The sequence below is a fragment of the Kinneretia sp. DJ1R-11 genome (genome assembly GCF_025717595.1).
In the GTDB taxonomy this organism is placed as follows: Bacteria; Pseudomonadota; Gammaproteobacteria; order Burkholderiales; family Burkholderiaceae_C; genus Paucibacter_A.
Genome location: NZ_JAJIRR010000005.1, coordinates 264,750 through 282,701 on the forward strand (window position 1 = coordinate 264,750; position 17,952 = coordinate 282,701).

Sequence of the window (17,952 nt, forward strand, 5' to 3'; positions counted from 1 at the left end):
CACTCCGACTGCTACCCCCATGAAAACCGTTTACAACGCCCGGCATGCGGCGCACGCGGCCACGCACGAGTTCTTCCGCGGCCGCCTGGTGCCGGCCTTCGAGGTGCCGGCCCGGGCCGACTATGTGCTGGCGGCCGTGCAGGCCGCCCAGCTGGGCGAGTTGCTAGAGCCGGTCGACCATGGCCTGGTGCCGCTCGAGCGCGTTCATGCGCCGGCTTACTTGCGCTTTGTGCAAGGCGCCTGGGCCGAGTGGCAGGCTTTGGGCGGCGAGGGCGATGCCTTCCCGGCGGTCTGGCCGGTTCGCTCGTTGCGCAGCGATGTCGTGCCGCGCAGCTTTGCAGCCCGTATGGGCTTGTACTCGATGGACAGTGGCACGCCTCTGACCGCCGGCAGCTGGGAGGCCGCCTACTGGGGCGCGCAAGCCAGCCTGACGGGCCTGTACCGGGTGCTGGGTGGCGAGCGCAGCGCCTATGTGCTGACCCGACCGCCGGGCCACCATGCCGGGGCGGACTTCTTCGGCGGCTACTGCTTCGTCAACAACGCGGCGGTGGCGGCCCAGGCGGCGCTGGACGCCGGCCTGCAGCGCGTGGCCATCCTCGATGTGGACTACCACCACGGCAATGGCACGCAGGCCATTTTTTACGAGCGCGCCGACGTGTTTTACGCCAGCCTGCATGGCGACCCGCAGACGGAATTTCCCTTCTTCCTCGGCCATGCTGACGAGACCGGTGCTGGCGCCGGCCTGGGCTTCAATGCCAACTTCCCGCTGCCGGCCGGTGTCAGCAACGAGGCCTGGTTCGCGGCACTGGAGGCGGCGCTGGCGCGCTTGCAAGCCTACGCGCCCGAGCTGCTGATCGTCTCGCTGGGCGTGGACACCTATGGCGGGGACCCGATCTCGCATTTCAAGCTGGACCGCCCTGAGTTCACCCGCTTGGGCCAGCGCCTGGCGGCCTTCGGTGCCCCCACCCTGTTCCTGCAGGAAGGCGGCTATGCCACCGAGGCCATCGGCCACAACGTGGTCGCCGTGCTGCAAGGTTTCGAGCCCCGGCCATGAGCACCACGCCGCGCGTGCACCTGCGTCCGACCATGCTGTCGGACCTGGACTATGTCGTCTCCATCGAGCAGGATGGCAGCAACCGTCCCTTCATCACGCCCTGGGAACGGGTGCAGCACGAGGGCGCACTCCGCTTCCCCGATTCGCGCCACTTCATCATCGAAGCCGGGCCCGAGGCCACGCGCGCCGGATTTGTCATCCTGCAGGGCTGCCGCAACCCGCATGGCTCGGTTGAGCTCAAGCGCATCGTGCTGGGCCCCAAGGGCGCGGGTCTGGGCCGGCGCTCGGTGCGCCTGCTCAAGGCCTTGGCCTTCACCCAGCTCAAGGCGCACCGCTTCTGGCTTGACGTCAAGGCGCTGAACACGCGCGCACTCAAGCTCTACGCCAGCGAGGGCTTTGTCGAAGAGGGCCGCTTGCGCGAAAGCGTGCGCGTCACCACCGAGGGCGCCGATGGCTATGACAGCCTGGTCGTCATGTCCCTGCTGGACCGCGAGTACCAGGCCCGCCTGGCCCTGGGCGAGGAGGGGGCTTGAGTCGCCTTTTCCTCTTGTTCGGGCTGCTGCTCAGCCTGGCCGGCGGCGCACGCGCCGAACTCTGGGGTTATGTCGATGGCCAGGGCATGGCGCATCTGGCGCCGCACCAGGTCGACAGCCGCTACAGCCTGGTGCTGGGCGGTACGCAGGCGCGGCGTGAGGCCGCGGCCCAATTGCAGGTGCCGGGCAAGAGCGACGGCGGCCAGGGCCTCTTGACCTGGCTGGAGTTCGCGCCCGAGGTCAAGGCGGTCCAGCCTTTTTTGCGCGAGGCCGCGGCCCGGCATGGTGTCGATATGGAGCTGCTCAAGGCCGTGATCGCGGTCGAGTCGGGCTACAAGCATGATGCTGAATCCAAGCGCGGTGCACTCGGCCTGATGCAGCTGATGCCCGAGGCCGCCCAGCGCTACGGCCCGGTGGCCAGGAGCGCGCCGAGCAAGAAGCAGATGCTGGACCCGCGCACCAATGTGCTGACCGGCGCCCGCATGCTGGCCGATCTGATTCAACGCTTCGGCCGCATCGATGCGGCCCTGGCGGCCTGGAATGCCGGCGAGGGCGCGGTGCGCCGCCACAGCGGCGGTATGCCGCCATTCGCTGAAACCCAAGCCCATGTTCACCTGGTGCTGGAGCTGTACTGGGCCTTGCTGCAACACAGCCTGCACGCCCAAGCCCAGCAACTCAAGATTCACAAGAACGAACCCTGACGACGAATCGCATGACCCAGCAGACTTCCATTTTTGACAACCCGCCGCCGAACTCCGGTGGCGGTGGCAGCGGCGGCGCGGGCGATGGTGACAACCTGACCCTGGGCCATTACGCCGAGCGTGCTTACCTCGAATATGCGCTGAGCGTGGTCAAGGGCCGGGCCTTGCCCGATGTCTGCGACGGCCAGAAGCCGGTGCAGCGCCGCATCCTCTACACCATGGAGCGCATGGGCCTGTCCTACAGCGGCAACACCGGCGCCAAGCCGGTCAAGGGCGCGCGCGTGGTCGGCGATGTGATGGGCAAGCTGCATCCGCACGGGGATCAGTCGGTCTACGACGCCCTGGTGCGCATGGCGCAAGACTTTTCCCTGCGCTACCCGCTGATCGACGGCCAGGGCAATTTCGGCAGCCGCGACGGCGACGGCGCGGCCGCCATGCGTTACACCGAGGCGCGGCTGTCGCCGATCGCCCGCCTGCTGCTCGACGAGATCGACGAAGGCACGGTGGACTTCACGCCCAATTACGACGGTTCCACCCAAGAGCCGCGCCAGCTGCCGGCGCGCCTGCCTTTCGTGCTGCTCAACGGCGCCAGCGGCATTGCCGTGGGCATGGCCACCGAGGTGCCCAGCCACAATCTGCGTGAGGTGGCGGCCGCCTCCGTGGCCTTGCTGAAGAACGAGAACCTCAGCGACGACGAGCTCTTTTCCTTGCTGCCCGGCCCGGACTATCCCGGCGGCGGCCAGCTGATCAGCCCGGCCGATGACATCCGCTCGGCATATCTCAGCGGCCGTGGCAGCATGAAGCTGCGCGCGCGCTGGAAGATTGAAGACCTGGCGCGCGGTCAGTGGCAGCTGGTTGTCACCGAGTTGCCGCATGGCTGCAGCTCGCAGAAGGTACTGGAGGAGATCGAGGAGCTCTCTAACCCCAAGGTCAAGGCCGGCAAGAAGGCCTTGAGCCAGGAGCAGGTGCAGCTCAAAGCCAGCGTGCTGGCCGTGCTGGACTGCGTGCGCGATGAGTCGAGCAAAGACGCCGCCGTGCGCCTGGTCTTCGAGCCCAAGAGCCGCACCGTAGAGCAGCAGGACTTGATCAGCACCTTGCTGGCCCACACCAGCCTGGAGACTTCGGCTTCGCTGAATCTGACCATGGTCGGTGCCGACGGCCGGCCGACGCAAAAGGGCCTGCGCCAGATCTTGAGCGAATGGCTGGGCTTCCGCCAGACCACGGTCCAGCGCCGCACCCAGCACCGCCTGGACAAGGTGCGCGATCGCATCCATGTGCTGGAAGGCCGGCAGCTGGTGCTGCTGAATATCGACGAGGTCATCCGCATCATCCGCAACGCCGATGAGCCCAAGCCGGCCCTGATCGAGCGCTTCCGCCTGTCCGACCGTCAGGCCGAAGACATTCTGGAAATCCGGCTGCGCCAGCTGGCGCGTCTGGAAGCGATCAAGATCGAGCAAGAGCTCAAGAGCCTGCGCGAGGACGAGGCCAAGCTGGCCGACATCCTGGCCAATCCGAGCGTGCTCAAACGCACCGTCATCAAGGAAATCGAGGCCGACGCCAAGCAGTACGGCGACGATCGCCGCACCCTGATCCAGGAAGAAAAGCGTGCCACCGCCGAGGTCAAGGTGGTGGACGAGCCGGTCACCGTGGTGGTCAGCTTGAAGGGCTGGGTGCGCGCATTGAAGGGCCATGAGGTCGAACCTGCTGCTCTGGCCTTCAAGTCGGGTGACCAGCTCTACGGCACCTTCCCCTGCCGCAGCGTCGACCCGCTGATCGTCTTCGGCAACAACGGCCGGGTCTACTCGGTGCCGGTGGCCATGCTGCCGGGCGGGCGCGGCGATGGCCAGCCCATCACCACCTTGATCGAGCTGGAAAGTGGCAGCCAGATTGCGCATTACTTCGCCGGCAATGCCCAGCAGCGCCTGGTGCTGGCCGGCACCGGCGGCTTCGGCTTGATCGCCCAGGTGGGCGACTTGGTTGGCCGGCAAAAAGCGGGCAAGACCTTCCTGAGCCTGGAAGGCACGGAGCAGCCGCTGCCGCCGGCCGTGGTGCCCGCGGGTGAGGTGCTGGGCGTGCAGCTGGCCTGCCTGAGCCTGAGTGGCCGCTTGCTGACCTATGGTCTGGACGAACTCAAGCACCAACCCAAGGGTGGCCGTGGCCTGACCCTGGTCGACCTGGAGGACAAGGACGCGCTGCTCAGCGTGGCCGCCTTCACGCAAAGCCTGCTGGTGATCGGCACCGGCCGCGGCGCCAAGCCCAAGGAGGAGACTCTCAAGGGCGTGGGACTGGCCAGTTATGCCGGCAAGCGTGCCCGCAAGGGCAAGCCGGTCGAGGCCTTCCAGAAGGTCTTGCGCGTGCTGGTGCCCTGATCGATGCGTCGCGATTTTCTGAGGCGTGGCCTGGCAGCCGCAGGCCTGGGGGCGAGCCTGGTCCGGCCGTCCTGGGCCACGGCCGTGAGCCTGGATAGCCTCGATTTCCAGTCTGCCTGTCAGGCGCTTGAAGCGAGGCTCGGTGGCCAGATCGGTGTGTTTGCGCTGAACACCGAGAACCAGATGCAGCTCGGCTACCGCGCCGATCAGCGCTTCGCCATGTGCTCGACCTTCAAGCTGCTGCTGGCCGCCGCCGTGCTGGCGCGCATCGACGCCGGCCAGCTGCGGCCTGATCAACGCCTGCGTTATGGCCCGCGTGATCTGCTGCCGCATGCGCCGGTCACCGGCGCACTGCTGTCGGGCGGCTCGCAATCGGCCTCGCTGACGGTGGCCGAGTTGTGTGCGGCCATCCTGGTGCACAGCGACAACCCGGCCGCCAATCTACTGCTGCCTTTGGTCGGCGGCCCGCCGGGCCTGACCCGCTTCGCGCGTGAGCAGGGCGATCCGATCACCCGGCTGGACCGCATCGAGCCGGCGCTCAACAGCAATGAGCCCGAGGACCCGCGCGACAGCAGCACGCCTGCGGCCTTCGTCAGCCTGCTGGATCGCATTCTTGGCTCCGTGCTGTCGGAGGAGTTGCGACAGCAGCTGCTGGTCTGGATGAATGCCTCGGAGACCGGCCTGCGCCGCTTGCGTGCCGGGGCACCGCAGGGCTGGCCTGCGGCCGACAAGACCGGGACCGGTGCCCGCGGCGCGGTCAACGATGTGGCGGTGTTTTTCCCACCCGACCGCGCGCCCATCCTGATGGCCGTGTTCATGAGCGGCTCCAGCCAGCCGCAGGCCGCGCTGGAAGCCGCCCATGCCGAGTTGGCCACGCGCGCCCTGGCCCAGCTGATTGCGCCGCCGCCGGCAGAGGCGGCGCGCTGAAGGCGGGGCCGATCGGCTCTGGTCACCCGCCTCACTTGGGCGTGCTGTAGCTCAGGGTGTAAGCGCCGCCGCCCGCATAGGACTTGATCTGGAAGTAGTAGAAGCCGGCGGCGCCTGTGTAGCTCAGGGCCTCGTTGGAGGCCGGGCCTTCGGACTTGGCCACCACGGCCCAGCTGCTGCCGTTCCAGCGGTAGAGGTAGAGATCGAAGTCGCTGTTCGCGGGGCCGCTGAGCTGGGCGTTGAACAGGCCTTGCACCGTGGTGCGCAGATAGCCCGGGCTGCCGCTTGGCACGGTGGCGCTGGCACCCGCAGCGCTGAGCGAGCCGCTCACGGTGCTGCCGCCGCCACCGCCGCTCACGGTGATGGTCGCTTGTGCGGTCTTGCTGGCGTCGGCCGCGCTGCTGGCCTGGACGCGGTAGCTGCCCGCGACCTGGGGCGCGGTGTAGCGGCCGCTGCTGCTGATGCTGCCGCCGCCGGCATCGAGCACGCGCCAGCTGACCGCCGTGTTGCTGCTGCCGGTAACCGCGGCGCTGAACTGCTGGCTGCCGCCGGGGCTGAGCGTCACCGAGGCCGGGGTGATGCTGATGCGAACCTCGCTGGCTGGGTTGACGGTCAAGGACGCGGCGTTGCTGCTGGTCGAGCCTAGCGAGTTGCTGACCAGCACGTTGTAGCTGCCGGCATCGCTGGCTTGCACGGCACCGATGCTGTAGCTGGCCGAGCTGCTGTTGCTGCCCAGATTGCTGCCGTTCTTGCGCCATTGGTAGCTCAGGCCCGTGCCACTGGCCTGAACGCTGAAGCTGACGCTCTGACCGACGCTGGCCACCACATTTTGCGGCTGGCTGTTGATGACGGGAGCACCGGCGGCACCCATGCAGGCGCTGTCGATGGTCTTGGGCAGGGTGTAGCCGGTGAAGTCTTCCAGAATGGCCAGGTTCTCTGCGGCGTAGACCCGCGCGATCAGACGCGGCACCTTGGCGCTGCCCAGCTTGGCCGCCCAGCGCTCCGATTGTTTGATGTGGTAGGCATTGCGCAGGAACTGAACCAGCACCCATTTGCGCAGCGTGGGGTCGCTTTTGAGCTTGTCGTAGTAGGCGCTGTGCTTGGACTTGGCCACGCGCAGATACAGCTGCAGATAGCTGGTGTTGGTCAAAGCCAGGTCACGCGAGTTGCTGGCGCCGATGCCGTCGATGAACTCGCCGACCGCCGCCGCCGCCGGCAGGCCCATCAAGCTGGCATTGAGTTCGGCCGTGACGCCCTGCAGGTGGTACTCCCCTTGCTGGGCGTTCTTGAGATAGACCTCATCGGTCTCGGACGAGGCGTCATCGGTGATGAGGCTCAAGATCTCCTTGCGCGCAAAGCCACCGTCGCTGTCGTAGAGATTGAACTTGAGGAACTGCGTCTGCTCGTCAATCCAGGACGAGCTGTAGTTGTTCCATTGCGTCCGTTCGGCCGCCAGGTCCCACATATGGGTCTCTTCATGGATGGCCACCATCAGGGACTCGGCCAGCTTGTTGAAGCTGCTGGTGTCGACGAAGCCCTTGAAGTACTGATCATTGGCTTGAGCGGTGGCCAGGGCCTTGCCGCTGGGCCAGCGGCGGCCGTAGACCCCGGTGATGGTTTGCAGCCAGTTGTTGGCTTGGTAGGACGCCTTCAGGTCGCTGACATCGGCGCTGAAGTTGATGGGCTCGCTGTAGCAGAAGCTGCCTTTGTCGATGTCACCCAAGGCGATGCCTTGCTGGGCGGCCGCTGTGGTCGGGGACGCTGCTGCCGCTTGTGCTTTGCGCATCGGGGCCGACTCGGCCTTCATGGCCAGCTCGGGCCTGCGGTCTTGGCCGCCGCCGCAGGCGCTGAGTGCCAGGGCGGCCAGCAAGGACAAGGTCCATTGCTTGAAGATGTGTCTCATGGAAGTCTCCTTATGTGTTTGAAACATGGCGCTGACGATCGTGCCTGCGCCTGCAGCGGGGGCGTGCCATGGCTGGCGCCGCCCTGCTGTGTCTGTGGTGAGTTCGTTCGAGAGGGCGCGCCAGGGCGCCTCGCTGCGGCTTGGAGCGCAGCGGGCGGGCGTTGGGGCGGGGTGTAGTGAAATAGGGCCTTACTTCGGCAGGGTGTAGCTCAGCGTGAACGTGCCGCTGCCGGCATAGGACTGGAGCTGCAGGTAGTAAAAGCCCGGCGTTCCTGAGTAGTTGAAGGCCTCGTTGGCGTCGGGTCCTTCAGACTTGGCGACCACGGCCCAGCTGCTGCCATTCCACTTGTACAGGTAGAGGTCGAAGTCGGCGCCGGCCGGGCCCTTGAGCGTGGCGCTGAAGCTGCCCCCGGCGCTGCTTTGGTGGTAGCCCGGGCTGCCGCTGGGGTAGGTCAGGCTGGCGCCTGCCGCCAGCGTGCCGTTCACGGTGCTGCCGCCGCTGTTGTCCGCGGTGACGGTCAAGGTGGCGTTGGCACTGGTGACGCTGCCGGCACTGTTGGCCACGACGACGCTGAACTGCGCGCCGTTGTCGGCGCTGGCGGCGGCGGCGATCGAGTAGCTGGCCGCTGTGGCGCCGGCGATGGTGCTACCGTTCCTGCGCCATTGGTAGCTCAAGGGCCCGGTGCCGGCCGCGCTCACCGAGAAGCTGGCCGGGCTGCCCAGGCGAACGCTGACACTGGCCGGCTGGCTGCTGATGGTGGGCGGCAGGACGTCGTTGCTCTTGACCGTCAGCGTGGCGGCCGCGCTGCTCACGCTGCCGGCGCTGTTGCTGACCAGCACGGTGAACTGCGCGCCGTTGTCGCTGAGGCTGGTGGGGCCGGAGCTGTAGCTGGCGGCCGTGGCGCCGGCGATGGCGCTGCCGTTCTTGCGCCATTGATAGCCCAGGCCGTTGCCGCTGGCGCTGACGCTGAAGCTGGCGCTTTGGCCGGCATTGACCGTCACGCTGCGCGGCGGGCTGCTGATCAAGGGCAGGGCGTCGCCAGCGCCGCCGGTGTAGCTGTCGAACACCACCTTGGCCCGCGCCTCATTGACGGCATGCCAAGGGTTAGACAGGGCGCGCATGCGCGAGGTTTCGGTCGGGCGGTACTTGCCGCTGGGGCAGTAGTCGGCGCCCTGGAACACCCCGACCGTGCCATTGCTGACCGAGCCCGGGTTGGTCGGCACCGGCGTGGTGGCGGCGATCAGCGGCGCCCATTTGACCCCGCTGCGCGTGGCCACGCGGGTGACATTGGCGGCGCGGGGTTCGCTGCTGGTGTCGCAGGTTCCGTTGTCGTATTCGTCGGCCAGCTGGAGCGCGGCATGGCCGATCTCATGCAAGGCGATTTCGATCGACTGGGGGTGTAGCGAGAAGCCGCCGATATTGCCGCTGGCGGCGCCGGCATAGGTGCTGCTGTTGACCAGCACGATGATCACGTCTCGGCCGTTGGCGGGCGCCACGGCCGAGACGGCCGCCAGCACCTTGGCCTCGTCGGTGCACACCAGGCGGGCGATATTGAAACAGCCCACCTGGCTGCCCAGCGCCGAGTTGCGCACCACGCCGCCTTCGGTCACGCCCGACTGGGCGCTCTCGATGTCGACGCGGCGGATGTTCAGCGCGCCCTTGAAGCGGGCGAACAGCGGGTCCGCCAGGATGCCGTCCGACACCCGTTTGGCCGCAGTTTGCCAGGCCGGCATTTCGGCCCGTGTGAAGCCGTCGCCGATGATCACGATGTCCATGCGCTGGGCGCTGCTGCCGCTTTCCCAGAGCAGGGTGCTGCCCGTGGGCACGGCGCTCGCCGCCAAGGCGTTTTGCTGCTCTGTGCGTTGAACCAGGGCGTCCAGCTCCTGGCGGCCGAGGCGCCGGCCTGGCGTTGCGCTCAGGCCCAGCTGGCTGCGGTATTCGCTCAACTCAATGCTGGCGAGCTGGCTGGGCTCTGGGATGCTCAGCTCGATCGCACCCAGTGCTGCCAGGGGGCGTGACAACTCGATGTGCCCTGTGTCCTCATGGAAGATCTCGGCCGTCTTGCGGCTGGGGTTGGCGACCGAGCGGCGAAACAGCTCCTGCCCTTGGGCATTGCGCCCGATCACGAGCAGGTCGCCCTCGCGCGGCGTTCGCTTGGCGCCTGGCTGGGCAAAGCTGCCGCGTTGGGCATGGCTGATGTCGAGGCTGGTGCTGCCGAGCCTGGCGTCGGCGGACAGCCGCAGCAGCAGGTCTTGGGCCTGTGCCGTGACGGCGAAGAGCGCCAAAGCGGCGCCAGGAATCGAGAGTGAGAGTGGGTTCCAATGCTTCATGGGCATGCTCCATCGGTTGCGGTCGAGCGGGTGGCCCAACCAGGGGATGACGGAGCGCCATGGTCGTGAAACTCAGCGCGGGCGGCTTGTACGGAATGCGCCCAAAACGAAAGAATGGATGCAAACGTGGTTTCGTTGCATCTCGGGACTAACCCGATGGGTCGGCGTGGCCGGCCTGGCCGGGTTCACCAGCGGCTGTAGGGCAGCTTGCTGAGCGCCGAGTTGAAATAGCGCGGGTCCTGGCTGACTTCCTCGCCCAGCCAGTCGGGGCGTTCGAAGGCCTGGTCGGCCTCGCTGAGTTCGATCTCGGCCACCACCAGGCCGGCGTTGTCGCCGAGGAACTCGTCCACTTCCCAGAGCATGCCGGCGTGGCGGATCTCGCGGCGGATCTTCTCGACCCGCGGGCCTTCGCACAGGGCCAGCAGCTCGCGCGCGTCGGCCACCGGCACCGGGTACTCAAACTCGGCCCGGGCCACGCCTTCGCTGCGGCCCTTGATGGTCAGCCAGGCCTGTTCGCCCTTGATGCGCACGCGTACCGTGCGTGCCGGGTCGCGGTTCAGATAGCCCTGGCTGATGAATTCACCGGGGCCACTGGCTTTCCAGTCCTCGCCAAGGACCAGGAATTTGCGTTCGATTTCGATGGCCATGGCTTGCGCCCGTTCAGACGCGGGCCATGGCTGCTGCGCAGTCGCGGACGAGGGCCGGGCCTTGATAGATCAGACCGGTGTAGATCTGCACCAGGTCAGCGCCGGCTTGCAGCTTGGCGCGAGCGTCTTCGCCGCACATCACGCCGCCCACGCCGATGATGGGGTAGTTGCCACCCAGGGCCGAGCGCAACAGGCGGATCACGCGGTTGCTGGCCTCGAACACCGGCCGGCCCGAGAGACCACCGGTTTCCTCGGCATGCGCCAGGCCCTTGACCGCCTCGCGCGAGATGGTGGTGTTGGTGGCGATCACGCCGTCGATGCCGTTCTTCTGCAGGGTTTGGGCGATCACGGCGACCTGCTCTTCGTCCAAATCGGGCGCGATCTTGACGAACATGGGCACCTGGCGTTTGGCCCTCGCTTCCAGCTGCAGCTTGCGTTCCTGCAGGCGGCCGAGCAGGGCGTCGAGGGCTTCGTCGCTTTGCAGGGCGCGCAGGTTCTTGGTGTTGGGGCTGGAGATGTTGACGGTGATGTAGTCGGCATGCGGGAACACACCGTCCAGGCCGAGCAGGTAGTCGCTGGCAGCGTCTTCGATGGGCGTGACCGCGTTCTTGCCGATATTCAGGCCCAGCAGGCCGCCGGCCGCGCGGAAGCTGTGCGCGCGCTGCACATTGGCCAGGAAACTGGCCAGGCCTTCGTTGTTGAAGCCGAGACGGTTGATCAGGGCACCGGCCTCGGGCAGGCGGAACATGCGCGGCTTGTCATTGCCGGGCTGACCCTTGGGCGTGACTGTGCCCACCTCGATGAAGCCGAAACCCATGGCGCCCAGGCCGTCGATGCAGCGGCCGTTCTTGTCCAGGCCAGCGGCCAGGCCGATGCGGTTGGGGAACTTCAGCCCGGCCAGCTCGATCGGATCGGCGATGCGGGGCTGCGACCACAGGCATTGCGCCGGTGTGTTCTGCAGCCGGGCGATGGCGCCCAGCGTCAGCTCATGGGCATGTTCGGGGTCCAGGCCGAACAGAAAAGGGCGGGTGAGGGCGTAGGGGATCAGAGGCATAGCGGGGAATTGTCGCATTGGCCCGACCTCGCCCCGTGCGCAGCTTTGAGCTGCGCAGCCTAGGTGGCTGGCTGGGGGGCGGGCTCGCGGTCCCAGGGTGGCAGCTCGCCCAACTGCTCCAGCAGGTAGTCAATCAAGGCCCGCACCTTGGTGCTGGGCTGGCGGTTGGGCAGGTAGACGGCATAGAGAGTGTTGGCCTCGGCAATGCCGCTGATCGGCCGCCAGTCGGGCAGGAGCTGCACCAGCCGGCCCTCGCGCAGATCGCCGCCCACGGCATAGCTGGGCAGCACGGCGATGCCCAATCCCGCCAGGGTGGCCACGCGCAGCGATTCGCTGCTGTTCACGGTCAGGCCGCTCTCAAAACGCAGGGCGCCTTGCACATCGACGCTATCCTCTTGCCCGCTGCTGACGTGGCGAAAGCGCCAGCGTTCGGGCGCTTGCAGATAGCCGAAACGCAGGCAGCGGTGCGTGGTCAGTTCCGCCACCGTCTCGGGCCGGCCGGCCTCGGCCAGATAGGCCGGCGAGGCACAGAGCCGGTAGTGGATGGGCGCCAGGCGCCGCGCCACCAGGCCCGGTGAGGGCGCGCCGGTCAGGCGCAGCACCACATCAAAGCCTTCCTCGGCCAGGTCAAGGTAGCGATCATTCAAACCCAACACCACCTGCAGCTGCGGGTGCTGGCGGCAAAAGCCAGCCAGGAGCGCAGTCAGCTGCAGGTTGCCGAAAGAGGTGGAGGTGCTCAGGCGCAAGAGGCCGCGCGGTTGTTCGCGCCGGTCGCGCAACTCGGCGTCCAGGGCTTGGGCATCGTCCAGCAGGCGCAGGGCGCGCTCGTACACCGCCTGGCCTTCGGGCGTGGGGCTCAGGCTGCGGGTGCTGCGATGCAGCAGGCGCGTGCCCAGCTCGGCCTCCAGGCGGCTGATCTGTTTGCTCAGCGCCGATTTGCTGCTGCCCACCAGTCGTGCGCCGGCCGAGAAGCTACGCGTCTCGACGATGCGGACAAAGCTTTGCAAGTCTTCCAAACGCCCCATGCTCGCCCCTTTCTCGCCCGATCCTGCTTGCTTCATTGTTTCTTTTTTGGAAACTTTGAAATGAATTTATCGTGGATTGTGGATTGATTCGGCGATTTCTACAGTGGGAGCCTTCTCTTGACTGAATGAATGAACGAGGGCGGCGCCCGCGCCGAATGCTGATGAACTCTGTAGCACCGCATGCTGTGACGCACTCCTCCTGTCCTTCGGCTGCGGCTGAGCCGCCGCCCATCGCACCGCGCAGGCCGCAAGGGGCGACGGTGGGGCCGGACGGTTGGGCGCGGCCCGAGCTGGCCGGTCGGGCATTGCCCTGGTTCTTCATCCTGTTCTGGAGCAGTGGCTACCCCATGGGCAAGCTGGGCCTGGCCCATGCGGCGCCGTTGAGCCTGCTCAGCCTGCGCTTTGGCCTGGCGGCCCTGATCTTGCTGGCCATCACCGGCTTCAGCCGGGCGCCCTGGCCGCGCTCGGCGCGGGCTTGGCTGCATCTGGGCGTGGTGGGGCTTTTGATTCAGGTGCTGCATTTCGCTGGGGTCTATCAGGCCATGCGATGGGGCCTGCCCAGCGGTGTGGCGGCGCTCTTGATCGGGCTCATGCCCTTGCTGACGGCGGTGGGTGGCCATCTCTGGCTGGCCGAACGTATCCGGCCGCGCCAGGCTTGGGGCCTGGCCCTGGGTTTGGCGGGTGTGGGCCTGGTGGTGCTGGCCAAGCCTATCGGCCAGCAGGGTGCGGGGGGCGGCGGCACGGCGGAGCTGGCCTACGGCATGGGTCTGCTGGGCTTGGCGGGTTTGGTCCTGGGCACGCTGTACCAGAAGCGCTTCTGCGCCGGCATGGATTTGCGCAGCGGCAGCGCGATCCAGATGACGGTGGCGGCGTTGGCCATGCTGGGCCTGGCCGGAGCTGTCGAGGGCGGCGTGCAGGTCGAGTGGCGCAGCGAGCAACTGTGGTGGGTGCTGTTGTGGCTGGCCGGGGTCAATTCGATCGGCGCCTTCAGCCTGATGTTCAGCATGGTGCGGCGCGGCTCGGCCAGCCGGGTGGCGGTGCTGTTCTTCCTGATCCCGGCCATGTCCACGCTGATGGGCTGGGTCTTGCTGGGCGAGGCCTTGCCGGCCTTGGCCTTGTTTGGCCTGGCGGTGTCGGCGGCTGCGGTCTTCTTTTCCGCGCGGACGCAGGCTTAGGGCCTGCACGGATAATGGTCGCAATGTTTCTTGGAGTTTGAGTCATGCAGTCTCTCGACAACCCCGCGCAGGACCGCGAAATCGGCCGCCGCAGCGATGCTGGCGATGCCAGCACGCAGGACAGCACCCGCACCGACGACACCCGCATCGGCGCCGTCCGCCCCTTGATCTCGCCGGCCCTGCTGCTGGATGAGTTGCCGCCGCCGGACAGTTCGCTGCAACTGGTCGAGCAGGCGCGCCGCGACATCAGCGATGTGCTGCATGGCCGCGACGATCGCCTGCTGGTGGTGGTGGGCCCATGCTCCATCCATGACCACGACCAGGCCATGGACTACGCCCGCTTGCTCAAGGACCTGCGCGCCGAGCTGCAGAAAGACCTGCTGATCGTCATGCGCGTGTACTTCGAAAAGCCGCGCACCACCGTGGGCTGGAAGGGCTACATCAACGACCCGCGCCTGGATGGCAGCTTCCACATGAACGAAGGCCTGCGCCTGGCGCGCAAGCTGCTGCTTGATGTGACGTCGCTGGGCCTGCCGGCCGGCACCGAGTTCCTGGACCTGCTGTCGCCGCAGTACATCAGTGATCTGGTGTCCTGGGGCGCCATCGGCGCGCGCACGACTGAGAGCCAGAGTCACCGTCAGCTGGCTTCTGGCCTGTCCTGCCCGGTGGGCTTCAAGAACGGCACCGATGGTGGCATCAAGGTCGCCAGCGATGCGGTGCTGGCCGCCCGCGCCAGCCATGCTTTCATGGGCATGACCAAGATGGGCGCGGCTGCGATTTTCGAAACCCGCGGCAACGACGACTGCCACATCATTCTGCGCGGTGGCAAGGCACCCAATTACGACGCAGCGTCTGTTGCCGCCGCTTGCGAGGCCATGCGCAGCGCCGGCCTGCGCGAGCAGGTGATGGTGGACTTCTCTCATGCCAACTCGAGCAAGAAGTTCGAGCGCCAGATCGACGTCGGCCGCGACGTGGCCGCACAGATCGCCGGCGGCGAGCAGCGCATCACCGGTGTGATGATCGAGTCGCATCTGCAGCCGGGCCGGCAGGACCTGGCCGAGGGCCAGACCAAGCAGGATCTGCTGCCCGGTGTCTCCATCACCGACGCCTGCCTGGGCTGGTCGCAGACCGAGCCACTGCTGCGCGAACTGGCGGCGGCAGTGCGCGCACGGCGCGGCTGAGCCTGAGCCTGAGCCTGAGCGGCAGCAGATCCGGGGCGACCGCGAGCGGTCGCCCTTTTTCTTTCCGGGTCAGGGCTTGGCCCTAGGGATCGGAGCGCAGCCCTTCATTTCGCGTCCGCCGGCTGTCGCTGGCACCGCAGCGCTTCGCTTGGTCGCATCGCGCTGGGCCGGCGCTGCAGGTCTTTCTAGAGTTCAGCCATCGTCACTGAACCCCAGAGGTCCTGCCATGAAGAAGATGAACCGCAAGCCGCATGCACTGAGCATGTTTTTGTCTCTTGCTTCCTGCGGGCTCGCGCTGAGCGCGGCCCTGGCCTTGAGCCTGCCGGCCGGGCCGGCTTGGGCGGCCGATGTTGTGCCTGCCGCTGGCGCTGCGACGGCCGACATGGAGCTGGAGCTGACCGGCATCGCCAGCAGCGAAGGCCAGATCCTGATCAGCGTGTTTGCCTCGCCCGAGGACTGGCTCAAGAAACCGGTGGCCGTCGTGCGCGCCGAGGCCAGCTCGCAAAAAGATGGGCGCCTGCTGATCAAGCTCGGCGCTCTGCCGGCCGGCCGCCTGGCCTTGAACGTGGCCCATGACCTCAACAGCAATGGCCGCTTGGACATGAACGCCATGCGCATGCCCACCGAACCCTTTGCCTTTTCCAACAATGCCACCGGCATGTTCGGCCCGCCGAAGTTCGAGGCGGCGCTGTTCGAGGTGAAAGCCGGTGCGCGCTTGAGCGTGTCTTTGAAGTGACTGGGCAGCGGACGCAACAAGGAGTGGATGCCATGAACATGAAGATGCAAAGACGCTACTGGCTCAAGCTCGGTGTGGCCGGCGGCCTGGCCTGGAGCGGTGTGCAAGAAGCCTTGGCTCAGGGCTTGGCGGCGCCGGCCTTCGCCAGCGCCGCGCCCGAATTGGCCCCGCTGCAGGGCTTGCGCGGCCAAGATCTGGACGCACGCGACTTGCTGATCGAAGGCCGCCTGCCTGATGGCCTGCGCGGCACCTATTTCCGCAACGGCCCCGGCTTGATGGCGCGCGGCGAGGAGCGTTACCGCCATTGGTTCGATGGCGATGGTCTGGTCCAGGCCTGGACCTTTGGCGGCAGCGCCGGTCGGGCCCAGGTGGCGCACAAGGCGCGCTTTGTGCAGACGCGCAAGTTCAAGGCCGAGGCGGAAGCCGGGCGTTTCTTGCTGCCAGCCTTTGGCACGGCCATCCCGCCGCGCATGGCCATCCAGAATGCCGACAGCCTCAATGTGGCCAACACCAGCGTGCTGCTGCTGAATGGCCGGCTCCATGCGCTCTGGGAAGGCGGCAGCGCCTACGAGTTGGATCCGCAGACCCTGGCCACCCGCGGCCCGCGGGTCTGGTCGCCCGAGTTGGCCGGCATGCCGTTTTCGGCCCACCCCAAAGTGGAGCCGGACGGCACGGTCTGGAACTTCGGCACGGCCGGCGATCGCATGGTGGTCTACCAGATCTCGGCCCAGGGTCAGGTCTTGCGTAGCGAGGTGTTTGATTCACCTGTCCCCGTGCCCATGGTCCACGACTTCGCGGTCTCGCAGCGCTTTCTGGTGTTTCTGCTGCCGCCGATTCAACTGGACATGGTTGCCTTGCGCGGTGGCCAGAGCATGTTGGATTCGATGCGCTGGCAGGCGCAAGACGCGACCCGGGTGCTGGTGGTGGACAAGGCTGATTTCAGCCGCCGGCGTGTCTTCGAAATGCCGGCCAGCCTGGTCTTTCACTTCGGCAATGCCTGGGACGAAGGCCCGGCCGGAGCCGAGACGCTGCACCTCGACTATGTGGAATCGCGCCCGCTGCCCCAGGTCAATGCCGAGCTGCAGCAGGTCATGCGCGGCGAGCGGCCGGTGCCGCAGAGTTCGCAGCCGCGCTTCATGCGTTTGCAGATGGGGGCGGCCGCGGCGGGCGCTGCCGGACTCAGTCCCGCATCAGCGGGTTGCATCACGCTGCAGTCGCGCAGCGAATCGGTCGAATTTCCGGTGGTGGACCCGCGCGTGGTGGGCCAGCGCCACCGCCATGTCTACTACCCGACCGCGGTGGACCTGGGCGCGCGCTGGGGCTTCAATGGCCTCATGCATCTGGACCTGGACAGCGGCCGCCGCGAGCGCTTTGCCTTTGGCCCCGAGGTGGTGCTGGAAGAGCATGTGTTGGTGCCCAAGCCCGGCACGCCGCAAGGGGCGGCCGGCGAGGGGCAAGGCTGGTTGCTGGGCCTGGGCTATGACTGCCGCCGCCAGCGCAGCTTTGCCAGCGTCTTCGATGCCCAGGCGCTCAGCGCCGGCCCGTTGGCACGGGTGTGGTTGCCGTACTGGGTCACTTACGGTTTCCACGGCAAGTTCTATGGGGAGGTGGTGAGGGCGTGAACAGGTGAACAGGTGAATCGTGAATCGTGAATCGTGAATCGTGAATCGTGAATCGAGCCGGTGGGCCTGTCACCTGTTCACTCATTCACTCGTTCACTTTGAACCTTCAGCGCTGGCTGCTGCTCAGTTCGGCCACCACCGCGTCATTGGTCATGCCGCTGTTCAGGTGCAGGACGCTGCGTTCGCTGTGGGACTCTTCTGCCTCAAAGGCACCGCCGCTGAGGCCCACCACCGTGAGCACGGCGATGGCCGTGATCCAGGACTGCGGGTCGCGCAGCAGGCGCAAGAGACGGGTGACGGGGTTGCGGCCAATACCTGCTCCGACCTTGCCGTTTGCGCGGCTGCCTGGCGTGTTTCTGCCTTGAAAGCTACCTTGGAAGTTGCGTTGAGGCGCTTGACCGACGCGCGCCACCCAGGCGGGCAGGTGGGACGCTTGGCCTTGTGCTTCGTGGGTTTGTGCCGCGGGGGTGGGGTGGGGTGCCAGGTTCATCGTCAGTGCTCCAGAGTCTCAGGTTTGGGCGCGGGCTGCAGATGCGGAAGACCGGGTGTCCCGTCGCAGCGCTGAGGCAACTGTATAAACAAACAGCTGTATGTGCAAACAGTATTTGTTCGAGGGTCTTGCCATGGGGGTATGCGGAGCGCAATCACGGGGGCGGCGCGGTCCGAGCGGGGTTGGGCTGGCGCCTCGTCGATA

Annotated in this window: 15 protein-coding genes; 9 read left to right on the forward strand and 6 right to left on the reverse strand. The window is 67.0% G+C overall.

The window, feature by feature from the left end:
• The first annotated feature begins 19 nt into the window (after positions 1–19).
• The 5 genes from LNV23_RS11525 to bla all read left to right on the forward strand — a co-directional run bounded on the left by LNV23_RS11525 (position 20) and on the right by bla (position 5,584).
• A complete protein-coding gene (locus LNV23_RS11525) occupies positions 20–1,054 on the forward strand; it encodes a histone deacetylase family protein (protein ID WP_263563109.1) in 1,035 nt (344 codons plus the stop codon).
• A complete protein-coding gene (locus LNV23_RS11530) occupies positions 1,051–1,587 on the forward strand; it encodes a GNAT family N-acetyltransferase (RefSeq protein WP_263563110.1) in 537 nt (178 codons plus the stop codon). Before LNV23_RS11525 ends, LNV23_RS11530 begins: the two co-directional genes overlap by 4 nt.
• Complete coding sequence (locus LNV23_RS11535; RefSeq protein ID WP_263563111.1) at positions 1,584–2,288, forward strand: lytic transglycosylase domain-containing protein; 705 nt, start codon at positions 1,584–1,586, stop codon at positions 2,286–2,288. The genes LNV23_RS11530 and LNV23_RS11535 overlap by 4 nt, the downstream gene beginning before the upstream one ends.
• A gap of 11 nt (positions 2,289–2,299) precedes the next feature.
• The gene (gene parC / locus LNV23_RS11540) at positions 2,300–4,657 is read left to right on the forward strand and encodes a DNA topoisomerase IV subunit A (RefSeq protein ID WP_263563112.1); all 2,358 of its coding nucleotides are present in this window, start codon (positions 2,300–2,302) and stop codon (positions 4,655–4,657) included.
• An 84-nt stretch (positions 4,658–4,741) separates the two neighbouring features.
• Complete coding sequence (bla, locus tag LNV23_RS11545) at positions 4,742–5,584, forward strand: class A beta-lactamase (protein WP_263563113.1); 843 nt, start codon at positions 4,742–4,744, stop codon at positions 5,582–5,584.
• A gap of 31 nt (positions 5,585–5,615) precedes the next feature.
• Here the strand turns inward: bla and LNV23_RS11550 are convergent, their stop codons facing one another.
• From LNV23_RS11550 to LNV23_RS11570, 5 genes are all read right to left on the reverse strand, one after another.
• A complete protein-coding gene (locus LNV23_RS11550; protein WP_263563114.1) occupies positions 5,616–7,487 on the reverse strand; it encodes an immunoglobulin domain-containing protein in 1,872 nt (623 codons plus the stop codon).
• Positions 7,488–7,676: 189 nt separating this feature from the next.
• A complete protein-coding gene (locus LNV23_RS11555) occupies positions 7,677–9,818 on the reverse strand; it encodes a M64 family metallopeptidase (protein WP_263563115.1) in 2,142 nt (713 codons plus the stop codon).
• Between the two features lie 185 nt (positions 9,819–10,003).
• Positions 10,004–10,465, reverse strand: a complete 462-nt coding sequence (locus LNV23_RS11560) for a CYTH domain-containing protein (protein ID WP_263563116.1) — start codon at positions 10,463–10,465, stop codon at positions 10,004–10,006.
• Positions 10,466–10,478: 13 nt separating this feature from the next.
• Positions 10,479–11,519 (reverse strand): quinone-dependent dihydroorotate dehydrogenase, encoded by a 1,041-nt coding sequence (locus tag LNV23_RS11565; protein ID WP_263563117.1) that lies wholly within the window; start codon positions 11,517–11,519, stop codon positions 10,479–10,481.
• A gap of 59 nt (positions 11,520–11,578) precedes the next feature.
• Positions 11,579–12,580, reverse strand: a complete 1,002-nt coding sequence (locus LNV23_RS11570; protein WP_263563118.1) for a LysR family transcriptional regulator — start codon at positions 12,578–12,580, stop codon at positions 11,579–11,581.
• 149 nt (positions 12,581–12,729) lie between these two features.
• On the opposite strand from LNV23_RS11570, the gene LNV23_RS11575 reads away from it, so the two are divergent.
• The 4 genes from LNV23_RS11575 to LNV23_RS11590 all read left to right on the forward strand — a co-directional run bounded on the left by LNV23_RS11575 (position 12,730) and on the right by LNV23_RS11590 (position 17,258).
• On the forward strand, positions 12,730–13,719 hold the full coding sequence (locus tag LNV23_RS11575; protein WP_263563119.1) for a DMT family transporter: 990 nt from the start codon (positions 12,730–12,732) through the stop codon (positions 13,717–13,719).
• A gap of 44 nt (positions 13,720–13,763) precedes the next feature.
• A complete protein-coding gene (locus LNV23_RS11580; protein ID WP_263563120.1) occupies positions 13,764–14,900 on the forward strand; it encodes a 3-deoxy-7-phosphoheptulonate synthase in 1,137 nt (378 codons plus the stop codon).
• A gap of 226 nt (positions 14,901–15,126) precedes the next feature.
• Positions 15,127–15,636, forward strand: a complete 510-nt coding sequence (locus tag LNV23_RS11585; RefSeq protein ID WP_263563121.1) for a DUF2141 domain-containing protein — start codon at positions 15,127–15,129, stop codon at positions 15,634–15,636.
• 32 nt (positions 15,637–15,668) lie between these two features.
• Positions 15,669–17,258 carry a carotenoid oxygenase family protein gene (locus LNV23_RS11590; protein WP_263563122.1) on the forward strand — a complete coding sequence of 530 codons (1,590 nt, stop codon included), beginning with the start codon at positions 15,669–15,671 and terminating at the stop codon, positions 17,256–17,258.
• 106 nt (positions 17,259–17,364) lie between these two features.
• Here LNV23_RS11590 and LNV23_RS11595 read toward each other — a convergent pair whose 3' ends face one another.
• Positions 17,365–17,748, reverse strand: a complete 384-nt coding sequence (locus LNV23_RS11595) for a hypothetical protein (RefSeq protein WP_263520474.1) — start codon at positions 17,746–17,748, stop codon at positions 17,365–17,367.
• Positions 17,749–17,952: the final 204 nt, after the last annotated feature.

Coding starts and splice junctions, on each gene's coding strand:
- LNV23_RS11525 (WP_263563109.1), top strand. CDS start 20: ATGAAAACCGTTTACAACGCCCGGCATGCGGCGCACGCGGCCACGCAC.
- LNV23_RS11530 (WP_263563110.1), top strand. CDS start 1,051: ATGAGCACCACGCCGCGCGTGCACCTGCGTCCGACCATGCTGTCGGAC.
- parC (WP_263563112.1), top strand. CDS start 2,300: ATGACCCAGCAGACTTCCATTTTTGACAACCCGCCGCCGAACTCCGGT.
- LNV23_RS11550 (WP_263563114.1), bottom strand. CDS start 7,487: ATGAGACACATCTTCAAGCAATGGACCTTGTCCTTGCTGGCCGCCCTG.
- LNV23_RS11555 (WP_263563115.1), bottom strand. CDS start 9,818: ATGAAGCATTGGAACCCACTCTCACTCTCGATTCCTGGCGCCGCTTTG.
- LNV23_RS11560 (WP_263563116.1), bottom strand. CDS start 10,465: ATGGCCATCGAAATCGAACGCAAATTCCTGGTCCTTGGCGAGGACTGG.
- LNV23_RS11565 (WP_263563117.1), bottom strand. CDS start 11,519: ATGCCTCTGATCCCCTACGCCCTCACCCGCCCTTTTCTGTTCGGCCTG.
- LNV23_RS11570 (WP_263563118.1), bottom strand. CDS start 12,580: ATGAAGCAAGCAGGATCGGGCGAGAAAGGGGCGAGCATGGGGCGTTTG.
- LNV23_RS11580 (WP_263563120.1), top strand. CDS start 13,764: ATGCAGTCTCTCGACAACCCCGCGCAGGACCGCGAAATCGGCCGCCGC.
- LNV23_RS11585 (WP_263563121.1), top strand. CDS start 15,127: ATGAAGAAGATGAACCGCAAGCCGCATGCACTGAGCATGTTTTTGTCT.
- LNV23_RS11590 (WP_263563122.1), top strand. CDS start 15,669: ATGAACATGAAGATGCAAAGACGCTACTGGCTCAAGCTCGGTGTGGCC.
- LNV23_RS11595 (WP_263520474.1), bottom strand. CDS start 17,748: ATGAACCTGGCACCCCACCCCACCCCCGCGGCACAAACCCACGAAGCA.